Origin of the sequence: Pseudomonas sp. MWU16-30323 (genome assembly GCF_020515595.1) — a bacterium.
GTDB classification, from domain to species: Bacteria; Pseudomonadota; Gammaproteobacteria; order Pseudomonadales; family Pseudomonadaceae; genus Aquipseudomonas; species Aquipseudomonas yamanorum.
The window spans coordinates 87,370-103,987 of sequence record NZ_JAIWYM010000005.1 but is presented as its reverse complement, the minus strand read 5'-3'; the positions used below and the strand labels follow the sequence as shown (position 1 = coordinate 103,987).

Genomic DNA, 16,618 nt, shown 5'->3' with positions numbered 1-16,618 from the left:
TCTTGTTTAGCAATGAGTATCATTATGTTACAACTTAGCCTCCTATCTAGTGACGATTCGGTGCCGAATGCTTGTTCCTTTTCTCATCATGCTGCGCGAAGGCATAGAAGCCGCCTTGATCGTTGGCATTATTGCCAGCTACCTCAAGCAGACTGGCCGTGGCCAGTACATGCCCGCAGTGTGGATCGGCGTGTTTCTGGCAGCCGCCCTTGCGCTGCTGGTCGGCGGTGGCCTGGAACTGGTGAGTGCCGAATTCCCGCAGAAACAACAGGAACTGTTCGAAGGCATCGTCGGCCTGGTGGCTGTGGGCATTCTCAGCTCCATGGTGTTCTGGATGCGCAAGGTGGCGCGCTCCATCAAGCATTCCCTGCATGAATCCCTTGATCACGCCCTCGCCGGCTCCAAACACCAGGTGACAGCGCTGATCGCCATGGTGTTTTTCGCGGTGGCCCGGGAAGGCCTGGAAACCGTGTTCTTCCTGCTGGCGGTGTTCCAGCAAAGCGAAGGCCCGGGTGCGCCGATTGGTGCCCTGCTCGGCCTGATCCTGGCGATCATCGTCGGCTTCCTGATCTACACCGGCAGCATGCGCCTGAACCTCGGCGCGTTCTTCCGCTGGACCGGGCTGTTCATCCTGGTGGTTGCCGCCGGCATCCTCGCCAACTCGGTACAAGCCCTGCACGAAGCCGGGGTGTGGAACCACCTGCAAACCGTCCTGTTCGATTTCAGCGCGACGCTGCCGATGGATGGCCCGCTGGGCTCGGTGCTGGCCGGCATGTTCGGCTATCAGGACGCCCCGACCGTCAGCACCCTCGGCGCCTACCTGATTTACCTGGTGGTGGCCCTGGTGATGTTCTTCCTGCCCGCGCCGCCCAGCAAGCCGGCTACCCGCACAACTTCTTCCGTTTCCAGCCAGTAAGGACCGCCTCTTGTCCAACCAAACCCCTCAACCGGCTCCGCCGTCCCGCGCCTTGCGCTGGGCGGTGGGCGGCTCGGTGGTCGTGATGATCGCCGCCGGTGGCCTGTTCTACTACGCCTCGCAACTGGCTGCCTCCAAGCGCCAGGCCAACCACAATGAAATCGCGGTGACGATCCACGCCCACAGCTGCGAGCCGAATGCGCTGACGGTGCCGGCCGGACGCGCCAGTTTCCGCATCATCAACCGCTCGGACCGTGCCGTGGAATGGGAAATCCTCGACGGCGTGCTGGTGGTCGAAGAGCGCGAAAACATCGCCCCGGGCCTGAGCCAGGTGATCAACGCCAACCTGCTGCCCGGCGACTACCAGATCACCTGCGGCCTGCTGAGCAACCCACGAGGCACCTTGACGGTGACGCCAACTGCCGAGTCGGACGCGCAAGCCAAGGCCAAGCCGTCGATGGTGGCGTTTATCGGCCCGCTGTCGGAATTCCGCGTGTACCTGAGCAGCCAGGGCAGTGCCCTGGTCAAGGCCGTTACGGCACTTGAGCAGGCCATCGAAGCCGGCGACCTCGCCCAGGCCCAGGCACTTTATGTACCGGCCCGCGAGGCCTACCAGCGTCTGGCCCCGGCCTCCCAACGCCTGGCGGAACTGGACAACGCGATCAACGCCCGCGCCGACTACTTTGAAAAACGCGAGCAGGACCCGGCGTTCAGCGGCTTCCACCGCCTCGAGTACGGCCTGTTCCAGCAACGCAACCTCGACGGCCTGGCGCCGATTGCCCAGCGCCTGGTCACCGATGTGACCAGCCTCAAGCAACAGTTGCTGGCCCAGTCGCTGCCGCCGGAGCAACTGGTGAGCATCGTGGTGCGCAACCTCAACAGCCTGGCCGACGTACGCGCCGCCAGCGGCGAGGAAGAACGCTACAGCCACACCGACCTCAACGGCTTCGCCGCCAACCTGGACGCCGCCCGCAAAGTGGTCGACCTGATGCGTCCGCTGTTGACCAAATCCGCCGCGCAATTGTTGCCGGGGATCGACAGTGCGATCAGCGCCCTCGACGCCGAACTCAACGGTTTGAAAGTCGATGGCCGCTACGCCTCGTATGACAGCGTTACCGCCGATCAGCGCAAGCAGATCGCCGACAAGGCCAAGGCTCTGGCCGTTGCACTCGATGGAATCGACCCCGCCCTTGGCCTTTCCGGCCTGAAGTGAAGACGACCGTAGATATGAGTGATTCAGAACAGTTTTCATCCCAGCGCCGTCGTGTATTGCTGGGCATGGCCGCCACCGGCGCCGCGATTGCCGGCAGCAGCCTGAGCTGCCCGGCGATGGCCGCCAACGCTGCCGCGCAAGTCACCACCGCGCCCAGCAGTGAAAAGACCCAGGACCACCACGACTACCGCGGCAAGCACCAGACCGGCATCGTCACCCCGCGCCCGGCCTGCGGCATGCTCGTGGCATTCGACGTGTTGGCCAGCGACCGCGAGGACCTGGAGCGGCTGTTCCGCACCTTGAACGAGCGCATCGCGTTCCTGATGACCGGCGGCACTGTGGTGCAAGTCGACCCGAAACTGCCCCCCACCGACTCCGGCATCCTCGGCCCGGTGGTAACGCCAGACAACCTGACCATCACCGTGTCGGTGGGCGAGTCGCTGTTCGACGAACGCTTTGGCCTGGCTGCGGCCAAGCCCAAGCGCCTGATCCGCATGGTCGGTTTCCCCAACGATGCGCTGGAACCGGCGCAGTGCCACGGCGACCTGAGCCTGCAGTTCAGCTCCAACACCCCGGACACCAATATCCACGCCCTGCGCGACATCGTGAAAAACCTGCCGGACCTGCTGCTGGTGCGCTGGAAACAGGAAGGCAGCGTGCCGCCCCAGGCCCCTGCCCGCCCCGGCGAGCCGGCGCAAAGCGCGCGCAACTTCCTCGGTTTCCGCGACGGCTCGGCCAACCCGAACTCCAACGACAACAGGGCGATGGACCAGATTGTGTGGGTGCAACCAGGCAGTGACGAACCGGCCTGGGCCGCCAATGGCAGCTACCAGGCGGTGCGGATCATCCGCAACTTCGTCGAGCGCTGGGACCGCACGCCGCTGCAAGAGCAAGAAAGCATCATTGGCCGGATCAAGACCAGTGGCGCGCCCATGGATGGCCTGAAAGAAACCCAGGTGCCGGACTACAGCAAGGACCCGGAAGGCAAGTTGACCAAGCTCGATGCCCACATCCGCCTGGCCAACCCGCGCACCCCACAGACCCAGGCCAACCTGATCCTGCGCCGGCCGTTCAACTACTCCAACGGGGTCAACAAAAACGGTCAGCTGGACATGGGGCTGTTGTTCATCTGCTACCAGGCTGACCTGGAGAAAGGCTTTATCAGCGTGCAAACCCGGCTCAACGGCGAGCCCCTGGAGGAATACCTGAAGCCGGTCGGCGGCGGTTATTTCTTCACCTTGCCAGGCGTCACCGGGGACAAGGATTTCATCGGGCGCACGCTGCTTGATGCGACACATCCACACACCACTGCCAAAACCTAAAACAAACCCCAGAGCGGAAATCGTCCCATGAAGAAGTCGTCTCTCGCATTGTCGTTGTTAATGAGCCTTTCGCCGCTGGCCGCCTTTGCCGCCACCGCGCCGCTGGACCTGGTAGGGCCGGTGTCGGACTACAAGATTTACGTCACCGAAGAAATCGGCGAACTGGTTACCCAGACCCAGGCGTTCACCGACGCCGTGAAAAAAGGCGACCTGGCCACCGCCAAGAAACTGTACGCGCCAACCCGCGTTCACTATGAGTCCATCGAGCCGATCGCCGAGCTGTTCAGCGACCTCGACGCCTCCATCGACTCCCGTGTGGACGACCACGAGAAAGGCGTGAAAGCCGAAGACTTCACTGGCTTCCACCGCATCGAGTACAGCCTGTTCTCCGAGAACACCACCAAAGGCCTCGACGCCCTGGCGGACAAGCTCAACAGCGACGTACTGGACCTGAAAACCCGCGTGGACGGCCTGACCTTCCCGCCGGAAAAAGTCGTGGGTGGCGCTGCTGCCCTGCTGGAAGAAGTGGCCGCGACCAAGATCTCCGGTGAAGAAGATCGCTACAGCCACACCGACCTGTATGACTTCCAGGGCAACATCGACGGCGCGAAGAAAATCGTCGACCTGTTCCGTCCGCAGATCGAGAAGCAAGACAAGGCCTTCGTCGCCAAAGTCGACAAGAACTTCGCCACCGTGGACAAGATCCTGGCCAAGTACAAAACCAAGGATGGCGGTTTCGAGACCTACGACAAGGTCAAGGAAGCCGACCGTAAAGCCCTGGTTGGCCCGGTCAACACCCTGGCAGAAGACCTGTCCACCTTGCGTGGCAAGCTTGGCCTGAACTGATGCACCTCACTCGCGGGCCCTTCGTGCCCGCGAGTACTCCCCGCTCCAGCGCCCTCGTCACTGAGGTTCATGAGATACGTATCTCAACATCCTACTCATTCATGACTCGATCATATTCTGGTCAAGAAGTGCAGGCAGCGAACCCCATCGCTACGACTTGGACAACATTCTTGTCAGGTCGATTCCGGGTTGACCTGCAAGGTCACGGGCCCTACAAAATCCGATACAACAACCGCTCGATCCGCACCCGGCTGACCCGGCGCAAGAACTTGCCGACGGCCGCCGGGTACTCCACCAGGGTTTCCAGCTGCTGGTAGCGTTCAATACGCGAGGTGTGCTGGAAAATCTCGGCAAGCTCGGCGCGCCGTGGCCCAACCCACTCACCCTTGGGGTCATCGATGAGCAAGGCGTTTTCCAGGTCGAGGCGAAACGCCCGCGGGTTGATGTTGTTGCCGGTCAGCAAGGTGTAGCGCTGGTCGACCCACATGCCCTTGAGGTGGTAGGTGTTGTCGCCGTCGCGCCACAGGTGCAGGTTCAACTGGCCGCTGTCGATCATGCGCTGGTGACGCTTGGCGAAACGTCGCAGGCTGATTTCGTAGAGATACGGCAGCGCGGCGATGACCTTGAATGGCTCGCTCGGCGGGATGTAGAAGTCGTTGGCGGTCTTGTCACCGACGATGATGTCGATCTTCACCCCGCGCGCCAGGGCGCGGTTGATTTCCCGGGTTACCGGCAGCGGCAGGTTGAAGTATGGGGTGCAGATAGTCAGCTGGTGCTGGGCGCTGGCAATCAGCTCACAGATCACTCGGCTCAGGGGGTTGTTCTTGCATACGCCCAACAACGGACTGACCGTCAGGTTGCCGTTGGGCAACTGCCCCGCCGTGGTGTCATACACCGCGTGTTTCAGGCGGCTGCGCAGGTCGCCGATGTCGTTGCGCAGGCTGCGGGTGGTCGGTGGGTTGGGCAGGTCCAGGCGATGCACCGCCTTGGCGGCCACCAGGCCGTGTTCCACCAGGTGCTGCATCGAGTCGGCCAGCGCCTTGTTGTGGATCAGGTGGTAACGGTCGTAGCGGTATTTGTCGAACTTGTGCAGGTACACGTTATTCAGGCTGGCGCCGCTGTACAGCACGCTGTCATCGATCACAAAGCCCTTGAGGTGCAGCACGCCGAACAATTCGCGGGTTTGTACCGGCACGCCATACACCGGCACTTCAGTGCTGTGGGATTGGGTCATGGCCTGGTACCAGGCGCTGTTGCCCGGTTGCTTGCCTGCGCCGATCAAACCGCGCTGGGCCCGCAGCGAGTCGACCACCACCACGATATCCAGCCCGGGCCGGGCGGCCTTGGCAGCGTGCAATGCGTCGTAGATCTCTTGCCCGGCCTCATCCTGCTGCAGGTACAACGCCACGATGTAGATGCGCTGGGTAGCCTGGGAAATTTTCTCCAGCAGGCAACGGCGGTACTCGGCCGCGCCGGACAGCACCTCGATAGCGTCGGGCGTAAGGGGAAAACCGCGCAGCTTGGGCAACAGGGAGCGTTTGAATAACGACGGCATAGGGCTCGCAATGGGTCGAATCCGAAGGACTCGAGAGCTTACACCATGGGCTGGCTCAGGTCTTCCCGCGCGCGGGTAAAAAATAGTTGATTGACCAAGGAGAACGATCGTTCTACTGTAGTAAACATGAACGATATCACTCGCGACATTATTCTCGACGTCACTGAAAAGTTGATCTACCGAAATGGCATCGCTGCCACCGGCATGGATCTTCTGGTGAAGACCGCCGGCGTCTCCCGAAAGAGCGTCTACCGCTACTTCGCCAACAAGGACGAACTGGTGATTGCCGCCCTGCAACGCCGCGACGAGCGCTGGATGCACTGGCTGCGCAGCGAAGTGGAACACCACGTCACCACGGGCGAGCGCCTGCTGGGGGTGTTCAGCGCGCTGAAATGCTGGTTCGGCTCCGATGACTTTCGCGGCTGCGCCTTCATCAACACCAGCGGCGAGACCGGCGACCCGCAAGACCCGGTGCGCCTGCTGGCCAAGGCCCATAAACAGAAACTGTTCGAATACGTCCTCGAACTGTGTCAAGCACATGGCACCCCCGACCCGGAACGCCAGGCCGCGCACCTGCTGATCCTGATTGATGGCGCCATTACCGTTGCCCTGGTGATGGGCGACACCACCGCTGCCGATAATGCGCGAGCCATGGCGCGCACTTTATTGCAACTTTGACCTGACTTTTAAACCTGTGAAGGAGCCGTCCCATGCCATCCACTGCTGAAATACGCCCGCCATTGCCGCCATTCACCCGTGAATCGGCGATTGAAAAAGTTCGCCTGGCCGAGGACGGCTGGAACTCCCGCGACCCGCAACGGGTATCCCTGGCGTATACCCTGGATACCCAATGGCGTAACCGCGCCGAGTTCGCCCATGACCGCGAAGAAGCCAAAGCCTTCCTGACCCGCAAATGGGCCAAGGAACTGGATTATCGGTTGATCAAGGAGTTGTGGGCGTTTACCGGCAACCGCATTGCGGTGCGCTATGCCTATGAGTGGCATGACGACTCCGGCAACTGGTTTCGCTCCTACGGCAACGAGAACTGGGAGTTTGATGAGAATGGCCTGATGGCGAACCGATTTGCCTGCATCAACGACATGCCGATCAAGGAAAGCGAGCGCAAGTTCCACTGGCCGCTGGGGCGGCGCCCGGATGAGCATCCGGGATTGTCAGAGCTTGGCTTGTAGGCTCGACGCTACCCGCCTGTGGGAGCTGGCTTTTCAGTGGGAGCTGGCTTGCCTGCGATGGCATCAACTGGGTGTGCCTGATACACCGAGGTGTTTGCATCGCAGGCAAGCCAGCTCCCACACAACCCCGGTGGCCTACGTCAGTCCTGGTTAAGGCCTACCCGATACAACACGCCGTTATCTTCATCCGTGAGCACATACAGGTAGCCATCCGGCCCCTGACGCACATCACGGATCCGCGCTTTCAACCCGCCAAGCAAGCGCTCTTCGTGGATGACCTTGTCCCCATCGAACTGCAAGCGAATCAGCTCCTGGCTCACCAGTGCACCAATAAACACGTTGTGCTGCCAGGCCTTGAACCGGTCGGCGTCGTAGAACGCCATGCCACTCACGCCGGGGGATTTCTCCCACACATGGTGCGGTGCAACAGTGCCTTCGACCGTCTTGCCCTTTGCCTCGGGAATCGGTGTCAGGGAATAGTTAATGCCGTGGGTCGCCAGCGGCCAGCCGTAGTTTTTCCCACGCTCGATAATATTGATCTCATCCCCGCCACGCGGGCCGTGTTCGTTTTCCCAGAGTGTGCCGCTCCACGGGTTCAGCGCTGCGCCCTGGGGATTACGCTGGCCGTAGGACCAGATTTCCGGCCGCACGCCTTCCTGGCCGACGAAGGGGTTGTCTTCCGGCACACGGCCGTCCGGGAAGATCCGCACCACTTTGCCTTGCAGCTTGTCCAGGTCCTGGGCGGTCGGGCGATCGTTGTTTTCCCCCAGGGTCACGAACAGATAACCATCGCGGTCAAACACCAGCCGTGAGCCGAAGTGATTACCCGTGGACAGCTTGGGCTCCTGGCGCAGGATCACCTTGAAGTCCTGCAGGCCACTCAGGTCATCGCTCAAGCGCCCGCGCCCGACGGCGGTGCCAGCCGTGCCATTCTTGCCACCGCCTTCGGCGTACGACAGATACACCAGGCGGTCCTCCTTGAAGTCTGGCGACAGCACCACGTCCAGCAGGCCGCCCTGCCCCTTGGCAAACACTTTAGGCACGCCACTCAGGGGCGCGGACAGCTTACCGTCCGGGCTGACAAAGCGCAGGTTGCCAGGGCGCTCGGTGACCAGGAAACCTTGTTTGTCCGGCAGGAACGCCACCGCCCACGGGTGATCCAGGCCCTTGGCAATCGGGGTGACGGTGATACTTCCCTGCTCGCTGGGGAACTGTTGGGTGTCGGCCGCCGAAACGGGCAGCGCCAGGGGCAGCAAGGCCGCGGCGCAGAAGGTCGCTAGAAGGGTTTTGCGTAGAAACATACGGTGGGTTTCCTTGTCGTCTTCACACACTCAATCGCCGCGATTGCCATTGGCATCACGGGTGGGAGCTTTGGGCTGGATGGCCGGCGGGGTCTGTGGGCTGTCGCGGCGCTGGACGCTGTTGCCAATGCCGCCGTTTTGCAGGGTCGGTGACCGCTGCGCCGGTGGGATGTAGGTGCCCCGCGCTGCCGGCGCGTTGGGCTGGGTGCCCTGCATGCTGTTGGGGTTGGCCTGATGGATGGGGCCGTTGTAGGGGTTGTTGCTGCTGCCGGGCAGGTTTTGCGCCTGTGCCAACGAACTCAAGGCCAGGCCCAACGCCAATACGGCAAGGTTGCGCAAACGGGTGTTCATGACAAAAGCCTCTCTGGGCGCAAGTAACACGTGCTTTCGATAACACGCTACGCCTTGGGTTCGGCTTTGGTAACTAAATAGTTTCTCATCAGGTGTAACACGATCTGTCTGAAACCCCGGTGCCAGCCGGCTGGCCAGGGAAACTTTTGCCGAAACCGCCATGTCACCTGAAGACCCCTACATCTTCAGGAAAACCGACATGCCACGGGCTATCTGGAAAGGCGCAATCAGTTTTGGCTTGGTACACATCCCGGTGTCGCTGGTCTCGGCCACGTCCTCCCAAGGCGTCGACTTCGACTGGCTGGACAAGCGCAGCATGGACCCGGTGGGTTACAAGCGCATCAACAAGACCACCGGCAAGGAAGTCACTAAGGACAATATCGTCAAGGGCGTGGCCTACGAGAAAGGCCGCTACGTGATCCTCAGCGAAGACGAAATTCGCTCGGCCCACCCCAAGTCCACCCAGACCATTGAAATTATCGCGTTTGTGGCCAGCGACCAGATCCCGTTGCAGAACATCGACACGCCCTACTTCCTGGCGCCTGACAAGCGCGGTGGCAAGGTCTATGCGCTGCTGCGGGAAACCCTGAAGAAAACCCGCAAGGTGGCCCTGGCCAACGTGGTGCTGCACACCAAGCAGCACCTGGCGGCGCTGATGCCGCTGGAGTCGGCGCTGGTATTGGTAATGCTGCGCTGGCCCGCTGAAGTGCGTGGCCTGGATGAGTTGGAACTGGGCAGCGACGTGACCAAACCGACCCTGGCCAAGGGCGAGTTGGACATGGCCAAGCGACTGGTGGAAGACATGAGCGCCGACTGGAAGCCCGAAGACTATCGCGACAGTTTCCAGGAGAAGATCATGGCGTTGGTGGCGAAGAAGGCCAAGGCCGGCAAGATCGAAGATGTGGAATCCAGCGAGGGTGAGGACGAGCGCAAATCAGCCGATGTGATCGACCTGACAGAGCTGCTCAAACGCAGCCTGGCGGGCAAGAGCCCGGCGAAGAAACCGGCCGCGAAAAAAACCCGCAAGGCTTCATGAGGTAGACCGCCATGGCCAAGCCCCTGAGTGAATACAACGCCAAGCGCGACTTCGATGTGACCGCTGAACCGGCAGGCCGTGCGCCTCGCGGCAGGAGCCGGGCCCAGGCCTTGACCTTCGTGATTCAAAAGCACGATGCGCGCAACCTGCATTACGACTTTCGCCTGGAACTCGATGGCGTGCTCAAAAGCTGGGCGGTGCCCAAGGGGCCGAGCCTGGACCCGAGCCAGAAGCGCCTCGCCGTGCATGTGGAAGATCACCCAGTGGGTTACGGCAGTTTCGAGGGCAGCATCCCCGCCGGCCAATACGGCGCGGGTGACGTGATGGTCTGGGATCGCGGCGTGTGGCAGCCCCACGACGACCCGCGCAAAGCCTACGCGGCCGGCAAGCTGAAATTCACCCTGATCGGCGAAAAGCTCGCCGGTGACTGGACATTGGTGCGCACGCGACTCAAGGGCAGCGGCGACAAGGAGCAGTGGCTGTTGATCAAGGAGAACGATCAGCAGGCGCGCCCGGTGGCTGACTACGACGTGGTCCAGGCCGAGCCGAAAAGCGTGCTGAGTGACGCAACCGTGGGACGCCCGAAAAAAACCGGTGCATCGAAAAAAACCAAGCGCAAACCTTCAATCGCCCTGCCCGATCAATTCACGCCACAGTTGGCGACCCTGGTAGACCGTGCACCGGACGGCGACTGGGTGTACGAGATCAAATTCGACGGCTACCGGATCCTCACGCGTATTCGTGACGGCGAGGTACGGTTGTTCACTCGCAATGGTCATGACTGGACCGACCGGCTGCCGCGCCAGGTCAAGGCCCTGGAGGCGCTTAAGCTCAAGGACAGCTGGCTCGACGGCGAGGTGGTCAGCCTGAACGCGGATGGGTTACCGGACTTCCAGGCATTGCAGAATGCCTTTGATATCGGTCGCAGCCTGGACATCGTCTATTACCTGTTTGACGCGCCGTTTCTGGAAGGTCGTGACCAGCGCGAAATCGCCGTCGAAGAGCGCCGCGCCGCGCTGAAAAGCGTGCTGGCCCGCAGCAGGAGCAAGCTGCTGCGCTTCTCCGAGTCCTTCGCCGCCAATCAGCGGGATATTTTCGAAAGCGCCTGTGACCTGGCGCTGGAGGCCGTGATCGGAAAACGTGCGGGCAGCCTGTACGTCTCCAAGCGCAGCCCGGACTGGATCAAGCTCAAGTGCCGACTGCGCCAGGAGTTCGTGATCGTCGGTTTCACTCGTCCGCAAGGTTCACGCAGCGGCTTTGGTGCACTGTTGCTGGCGGTCAATGACGACACCGGCCTGGTGTATGCCGGGCGCGTGGGCACTGGATTTGATCAGACCGCGCTGAAAAAGATCAGTGAGCAATTGAAAGCGCTGCAACGCGATGCTTCACCGCTGGCCACACCGCTGACCAGCGCCCAGGCACGTGGGGTGCACTGGGTCGAACCTCAATTGGTGGGCGAAGTGCAATTTGCCGAGTGGACCCGCGAAGGCGTGGTGCGCCAGGCGGCCTTTGTCGGGTTGCGCACCGACAAGCCGGCGGAGCAGATTGTTCATGAACAGCCGCGTGCGGCCAAATCGCTGAAGGAAAAGCCCCGCAAAAAGGCAACCGAGACCGGCACCGTGGCTGGGGTCAAGATCACCCATCCCGACCGGGTCATCGACTCCCAAAGCGCTACGCAGAAACTGCAACTGGCCCAGTTCTACGAGGGCATCAGCGAATGGATCCTGCCCTACTTGCGCAACCGTCCTGTGTCTTTGCTCAGGGCGCCGGAAGGCATTGGCGGCGAACAGTTTTTCCAGAAGCACTCCGAACACCTGGCGATCCCGAATATCAAGCAACTGGACCAGGCCCTGGACCCGGGCCATGCGCGGCTGATGGAAATCGACAGCCCGGCCGCACTGATCGGTGCGGTGCAAATGGGCACCGTCGAGTTGCACACCTGGGGCGCCACCGCAGACAAGATCGAAACCCCAGACCTGTTCGTGCTCGACCTCGACCCGGATCCGGCGCTGCCGTGGAAAAGCATGCTTGAAGCGGCGCAGTTGACCCTGTCGGTGCTGGATGAGTTGGGGCTTGAAGCGTTCGTCAAGACCAGCGGTGGCAAAGGCCTGCACCTGGTGGTGCCGCTGGCGCGCAGGGACGGCTGGGACACGATAAAAGCGTTCGCCAAGGCGATCGCCCAGTTCATGACGCAGCAGTTGCCAGAGCGTTTTACCGCAACCTCGGGCCCGAAAAACCGCGTTGGCAAAATCTTTATCGATTACCTGCGCAACGCCCGGGGCGCCAGTACGGTGGCGGCCTACTCGGTGCGCGCGCGGCCCGGCCTGCCGGTGTCGGTGCCGGTGAGTCGTGACGAGTTGAAAGGTTTGCACGGCGCCCAGCAATGGACCGTGGCCAACCTGCACGAGCGGTTGCAGGGTTTGAAGAAGGACCCGTGGGCCGGTTATGCCAATCGGCAGAAGATCAGCAAGAAGATGTGGGAGAAGCTGGGCGCGCATCCGCCAGGCTGATGCGCTCCCCTGCCAGGTTCAGATCAGGATGAAGATCAGCGCCAAACCGGCGAAGATCGCCCACTTCTCCAGGTAGTAGCGGGTGCGATTGCGCTTTTTCAGCTCCTTGCCCCGCAGACGGATCTTGTACAGGCGGGTAAAGGCACGGTTCAAGCCACCGGTCTTGTCCCCGGCATCGTTGGGCGAGCCGGCCGCCGCCATGACGTTGCGGCTGAACCAACGGTTGAACGCCGCCGCCCAGCGATACTTCATCGGGCGTTCGATATCGCAGAACAGAATGATCCGGTTCTGCTCCGTAGTGTTTTCGGCGTAGTGGATGAAAGTCTCGTCAAACATCACCGGTTCGCCGTCGCGCCAATAGTAGTTTTCACCGTCTACGTTGATGTAGCAGCCCGGGGAGTTCGGCGTGTCCAGCCCCAGGTGGTAACGGTAGGAACCGGCGTAGGGGTCACGGTGGCGTACCAGCTTGGAGCCCGGTGGCAATTCGGCAAACATCGCGGCCTTGATCGAGCCAATGCTTTGCACCAGCTCAGTGGTGCGCGGGCACAGCTTCATCGCGGAAGGATGGCTGTCGCCGTACCACTTCAAATAGAAACGCTTCCAGCCCGACTTGAAGAACGAGTTGAAACCCACGTCGTTGTATTGGTCGGAACGCTTGATCTCGCCCGCGCGCAGCAGGTTCTGGCCTTCCTGGCGGATTTCTTGCCAATGCTCCTGGAGCGGACTCAGGTCGGGAAAGTCACTGGGAGACAGGTACGGTCGGCTGGGCAGCTTGGAGAAGAGGTACAGAAAGCAGTTCACCGGAGCCAGGAAGGTCGAGTGATCGCTGAGCTGGCGGCCCAGCTTGTGCCGCACACGGCCACGCAGATGAACGTAGGCAATGGAGGCAACGTAGAGAGCAACAATGATGAGTTTCAAGTTATTCGTCACAAGTCAGAAGAGAACAGGCTGCTCCTGCGTGCCCACGACGGCCGAGGATTGAAGATGCAGCACCTGAAATCACAATTCACAAACAGGCAACACGATCGGCTGGGGCGACAATCCGGTCATGGTCATTGGCAGCTATTTTAGCCACACTTTGTAACCAAAGGTTAATCAAGATTTGTGAAAAGGTGTCCACTGAGTGTGCTGGGAAGCGCTCAAGCGGGCTTGCCAGGCGGCAAGCCCGAGGGCAGCCGGCCTTAAACGTGCGGCTCGTCATCCTTGCGTGGACGCTGGGAAAGGCGATGGTCATCCAACTGCGAATAGGGCACAGACTCGCGCCGCGCCAAGACAAAATGGCGGCCCAGCGCAAACAGCACGCCCAGCACCAATCCTCCAACCAGACTCAGCGCAATCACCAAGGCTTTTTTAGGCTTGATCGGGCTCAGCGGCTCTTGGGCACGCCGGTCAATGGTGACCAGTTTCAGGCTACTCATGTCGATATTAAGGGCCTTCAATCGCGCGACTTCAGCTCGCAATGGTTCAACATCCTGCAAGAAGATGTCTTCATTCCCACGCTTTTTCAGCACTTCTACTTCACGGTTGACCTGCAGCATCTGCAACTCTTTGCCAATTTCCGCAATGCGGCTGTTGGTAAAGTCATCGTTGGTTCGCGCCTGCAAAGCCGTGCGTTCCGCCTCAAGCGCCTCCGTACCCATGAAGTACAGCGGGATTTTCTGATTATTGACCTCAGTGCGCATGACTTGATTCGAGCCGCTACGCGAGGCATCCGCCATAGAGGACGGCGTGGTCGGCGTCTTGATGCCCATCGACTTGGCGATGGAAATGGCCTCAGCCAGCTCCGCCAACCGATCCGTCCGCTCCATTTTCATTTGCAGGCGCAGGGCACCCAACTCGTCTTCCAGCTGGGCTCGCTTGAGCCTGTCGGCCTCAAGCAACTTGGCAATCTTCGATTCCTTATCGGTGTCGTAGCTGGCGCGTGCCGCGTCAATCTTGCCCTTGAGTTCGTTCAGGCGGTTATTGACGATCACTTTCAGGTCTGCACCGACCTGTGCACGCTCCAAATCAATGGCGTAGTCCACAAACCCGTTGAGAATAGCCACCCCGTCGATGTCTCTGGGGTACTGCAATTCGAGACGGATATAGCTGCTCAGGGAATCGGCTTTTTTCGGGTCAGGCAGGATCAGGTTGATGGAGTTTCGGTTGAACGCCTCAAAACTCTGCTCAAGACTTTGGCCGGATTTCTGGAACGCCTTGAACAGCTCTTCATGGGACTTGAAGAACCCCAGGCGGGCTTCGTAGGAATCCAGTTGTGCCCCCACTTTGTTCAAGGCATCAGCCGGGGGCAGCTTATAGACTTCGGAACGGTTCAGTGCATCGAGTTCATTGATAGCAGCGGGACGCAGCACGCTGCTGACCTGATACTCTCGCGGAGCCAGAAACGCGTAGCCCACCCCCAGGATCCCCGCCAGAACCGTGCATCCCAGCACTAACTTTTTCTGCCGCCAGATACCGTGACACAGTTCAATCAGATCAATTTCATCCGATGCCGCATGAGCTTGGAACCGAGGAGTTTTATTCAAAACTGGAGCACCTTAAAAAGTCGACGTCAACGGCCGCACATATTCATGAAAGACTGAATAACCACTTGAAAAACAGGGACAACGCCCTGTGCACAAGCCACACACGATCTACCGATGGTCATCGGACCACCCACGCTGCGGAAAAGTCCCGCACGACAGGAGATTGTTTTCGTTCAGATACTTGGGTATCACTCCCACTGCGCAGAGCGTAGACGAACCTGTAAGGGCACGTTTCCAAAGCCGGACGTAAAATAGCGCTAAACACCTGGGATTATTGGGAAATTTCGTACGCGTCCGTAAGAAATCAGAAAATTATCACAAAATCGTTTCAGTAGATCCGTCAGTCACAGCTAAACCAGCGTATTGACTGATCATTTTTCAACCAAAAAGGAGTTTGTATGGCATCTGTTTCTGAGGAGGATTTCCAAGCACTTCAGGGGGCTTGGGAACAAACGGCACTGGAAGACGGCGGCGTGCACAACCCTGCTGATGACCACAGCGCGCCCGGCGCCATCACGACCATCTCTGGCGATCAATTTCAAGTGGTGACCGTCGGCGGCGAGGTGTTACTGGCAGGCAGCTTTACCCTCGATGCCAGCACGGCACCCAAAAGCATTATCTGGATTGATTCGATGGGTGAAGACGCTGGCAAGCAATTGCTTGCGAGTTACCAACTGGAAGGTGATCACTTCATGTTTATCGCAGCAGATGAAGGCATGCCCCGCCCTACCCGTTTCAGTACTGGCCCGGGGCAAACCATGCGTACCTTTGTGCGCAGAAGCTGAAGAGACTGAACATCCGTCCTTGCGACACGGTTTTCACATGGCCTTCACTTATCGAGCGATAGGGTGAAGGCTACCTACTCCAGTGAACACCTTGGCCCGCCTTCCTCACGGGCTTTTTTTGCCTGCGCGACCGTCAGTCAGCCCGGGCGTTTGATTGCGGTGAGGGTGTAGCACAGGGGCAGTTGCGCGGGCTGGTGTTCATACTGGTCGTAGAGTTCCTCGCGATTGGAGTGCGCGAACTCCTGCAGATGAGTGATCTGCAACCCGGCGGCGATGGCACCGCTGACGATCGCACCCAAGGTGTGCACGAACCAATAGGAGGCAGCTGCAACACCTTCGGTCTCACCTTCGTAGACGATGGCCTCCTGCTGCACGAAAGGTTCACGTTGAAAGTACGAACTGACCGGCAGCATCGGGTTGGCCGCTGTTGGGTCAAACACTTCCAGGAACGGATGGGTTTCGTAAATCACCAGGCTGCCGCCGGGCTTCAGGGTGCTGGCGACATGGGCCATGAACAACGCGATGTCCGGCATCCAGTTCAGCACGCCGATGGTGATCAAGGCGACATCAAAGCGCTCGGTGAGCCCCCGGGGGAGATGGTGAATGTCAGCTTCGATGAACTCCGGCTTGTGGGGCGAAGCGTCGGCCAACTCGCGAGCTTGTTGCAGAAAAGCTTCGGACTGATCGATTCCCACCACCGTTCGCGCGCCCAGCCCGAACAGCGACAGGCTTTCCCGACCGTTGTTGCAGCCCAGTTGCACCACGTCCTTGCCATCGACACCGACCTTGAGCAGCAATGCGGTCAACGTCGGGTCAAAACGCGAAAAGTCGGGCTTGGCGACATCCTCAAGCAAGGCCTTCCAACTGGCAGTGTTTTTATGCAGCCTGGCGGATTCGTTCCAGGCTTCCTTATTGCTGGAAATAGCCTCTTGGGGTGACAGCATGTCCATTGCGTCTCCTAAACTTTCTAGTCATTGCGACAAAAGAGGTTCGCCCTACACCAAAAGCCTCGCCATCCATGAACCGGTAAAGAGCCTTCGCTGTAGGGCGAACGGACGGAAAATAAGC

General features: G+C 60.2%; 15 protein-coding genes. 9 read left to right on the top strand and 6 right to left on the bottom strand.

Annotated features, from left to right (window positions below):
- The first annotated feature begins 67 nt into the window (after positions 1–67).
- From efeU to efeO (LIY45_RS08390), 4 genes are read left to right on the top strand one after another with little or no spacing between them, the layout of a single operon-like run.
- Positions 68–916, top strand: coding sequence for an iron uptake transporter permease EfeU (efeU, locus tag LIY45_RS08405; RefSeq protein WP_026078249.1), 849 nt, complete (start codon positions 68–70; stop codon positions 914–916).
- Between the two features lie 10 nt (positions 917–926).
- Positions 927–2,129 carry an iron uptake system protein EfeO gene (gene efeO, locus LIY45_RS08400; RefSeq protein ID WP_017479674.1) on the top strand — a complete coding sequence of 401 codons (1,203 nt, stop codon included), beginning with the start codon at positions 927–929 and terminating at the stop codon, positions 2,127–2,129.
- A gap of 14 nt (positions 2,130–2,143) precedes the next feature.
- The gene (gene efeB / locus LIY45_RS08395; protein ID WP_226475961.1) at positions 2,144–3,451 is read left to right on the top strand and encodes an iron uptake transporter deferrochelatase/peroxidase subunit; all 1,308 of its coding nucleotides are present in this window, start codon (positions 2,144–2,146) and stop codon (positions 3,449–3,451) included.
- A 27-nt stretch (positions 3,452–3,478) separates the two neighbouring features.
- Complete coding sequence (efeO, locus tag LIY45_RS08390; RefSeq protein WP_003218415.1) at positions 3,479–4,297, top strand: iron uptake system protein EfeO; 819 nt, start codon at positions 3,479–3,481, stop codon at positions 4,295–4,297.
- A gap of 211 nt (positions 4,298–4,508) precedes the next feature.
- On the opposite strand, the gene pssA is transcribed toward efeO (LIY45_RS08390), so the two are convergent.
- Positions 4,509–5,852, bottom strand: coding sequence for a CDP-diacylglycerol--serine O-phosphatidyltransferase (pssA, locus tag LIY45_RS08385; RefSeq protein ID WP_226475960.1), 1,344 nt, complete (start codon positions 5,850–5,852; stop codon positions 4,509–4,511).
- Positions 5,853–5,978: 126 nt separating this feature from the next.
- Between pssA and LIY45_RS08380 the strand changes: the two genes are divergently transcribed.
- Together LIY45_RS08380 and LIY45_RS08375 are read left to right on the top strand one after the other, a co-directional pair.
- Positions 5,979–6,530, top strand: a complete 552-nt coding sequence (locus LIY45_RS08380; protein WP_226475959.1) for a TetR/AcrR family transcriptional regulator — start codon at positions 5,979–5,981, stop codon at positions 6,528–6,530.
- Positions 6,531–6,562: 32 nt separating this feature from the next.
- Positions 6,563–7,042, top strand: coding sequence for a nuclear transport factor 2 family protein (locus LIY45_RS08375; protein WP_226475958.1), 480 nt, complete (start codon positions 6,563–6,565; stop codon positions 7,040–7,042).
- 140 nt (positions 7,043–7,182) lie between these two features.
- Here the strand turns inward: LIY45_RS08375 and LIY45_RS08370 are convergent, their stop codons facing one another.
- Complete coding sequence (locus LIY45_RS08370) at positions 7,183–8,343, bottom strand: PQQ-dependent sugar dehydrogenase (protein WP_226475957.1); 1,161 nt, start codon at positions 8,341–8,343, stop codon at positions 7,183–7,185.
- A gap of 30 nt (positions 8,344–8,373) precedes the next feature.
- Complete coding sequence (locus LIY45_RS08365) at positions 8,374–8,694, bottom strand: hypothetical protein (RefSeq protein ID WP_063029909.1); 321 nt, start codon at positions 8,692–8,694, stop codon at positions 8,374–8,376.
- Between the two features lie 199 nt (positions 8,695–8,893).
- On the opposite strand from LIY45_RS08365, the gene LIY45_RS08360 reads away from it, so the two are divergent.
- Together LIY45_RS08360 and ligD are read left to right on the top strand one after the other, a co-directional pair.
- Positions 8,894–9,730: a Ku protein gene (locus LIY45_RS08360; RefSeq protein WP_226476091.1), complete on the top strand. Its 837-nt coding sequence runs from the start codon at positions 8,894–8,896 to the stop codon at positions 9,728–9,730.
- An 11-nt stretch (positions 9,731–9,741) separates the two neighbouring features.
- Positions 9,742–12,240, top strand: coding sequence for a DNA ligase D (ligD, locus tag LIY45_RS08355; RefSeq protein WP_226475956.1), 2,499 nt, complete (start codon positions 9,742–9,744; stop codon positions 12,238–12,240).
- Positions 12,241–12,258: 18 nt separating this feature from the next.
- Here the strand turns inward: ligD and lpxO are convergent, their stop codons facing one another.
- Both lpxO and LIY45_RS08345 read right to left on the bottom strand, forming a co-directional pair.
- Positions 12,259–13,158 (bottom strand): lipid A hydroxylase LpxO, encoded by a 900-nt coding sequence (gene lpxO / locus LIY45_RS08350; RefSeq protein ID WP_226475955.1) that lies wholly within the window; start codon positions 13,156–13,158, stop codon positions 12,259–12,261.
- A gap of 263 nt (positions 13,159–13,421) precedes the next feature.
- A complete protein-coding gene (locus LIY45_RS08345; RefSeq protein WP_226475954.1) occupies positions 13,422–14,765 on the bottom strand; it encodes a Wzz/FepE/Etk N-terminal domain-containing protein in 1,344 nt (447 codons plus the stop codon).
- A gap of 398 nt (positions 14,766–15,163) precedes the next feature.
- Here LIY45_RS08345 and LIY45_RS08340 point away from each other — a divergent pair, with 398 nt between their 5' ends.
- A complete protein-coding gene (locus LIY45_RS08340; RefSeq protein ID WP_226475953.1) occupies positions 15,164–15,550 on the top strand; it encodes a TIGR03067 domain-containing protein in 387 nt (128 codons plus the stop codon).
- 137 nt (positions 15,551–15,687) lie between these two features.
- Here LIY45_RS08340 and LIY45_RS08335 read toward each other — a convergent pair whose 3' ends face one another.
- Complete coding sequence (locus tag LIY45_RS08335; RefSeq protein WP_226475952.1) at positions 15,688–16,500, bottom strand: class I SAM-dependent methyltransferase; 813 nt, start codon at positions 16,498–16,500, stop codon at positions 15,688–15,690.
- Positions 16,501–16,618 lie beyond the last annotated feature (118 nt).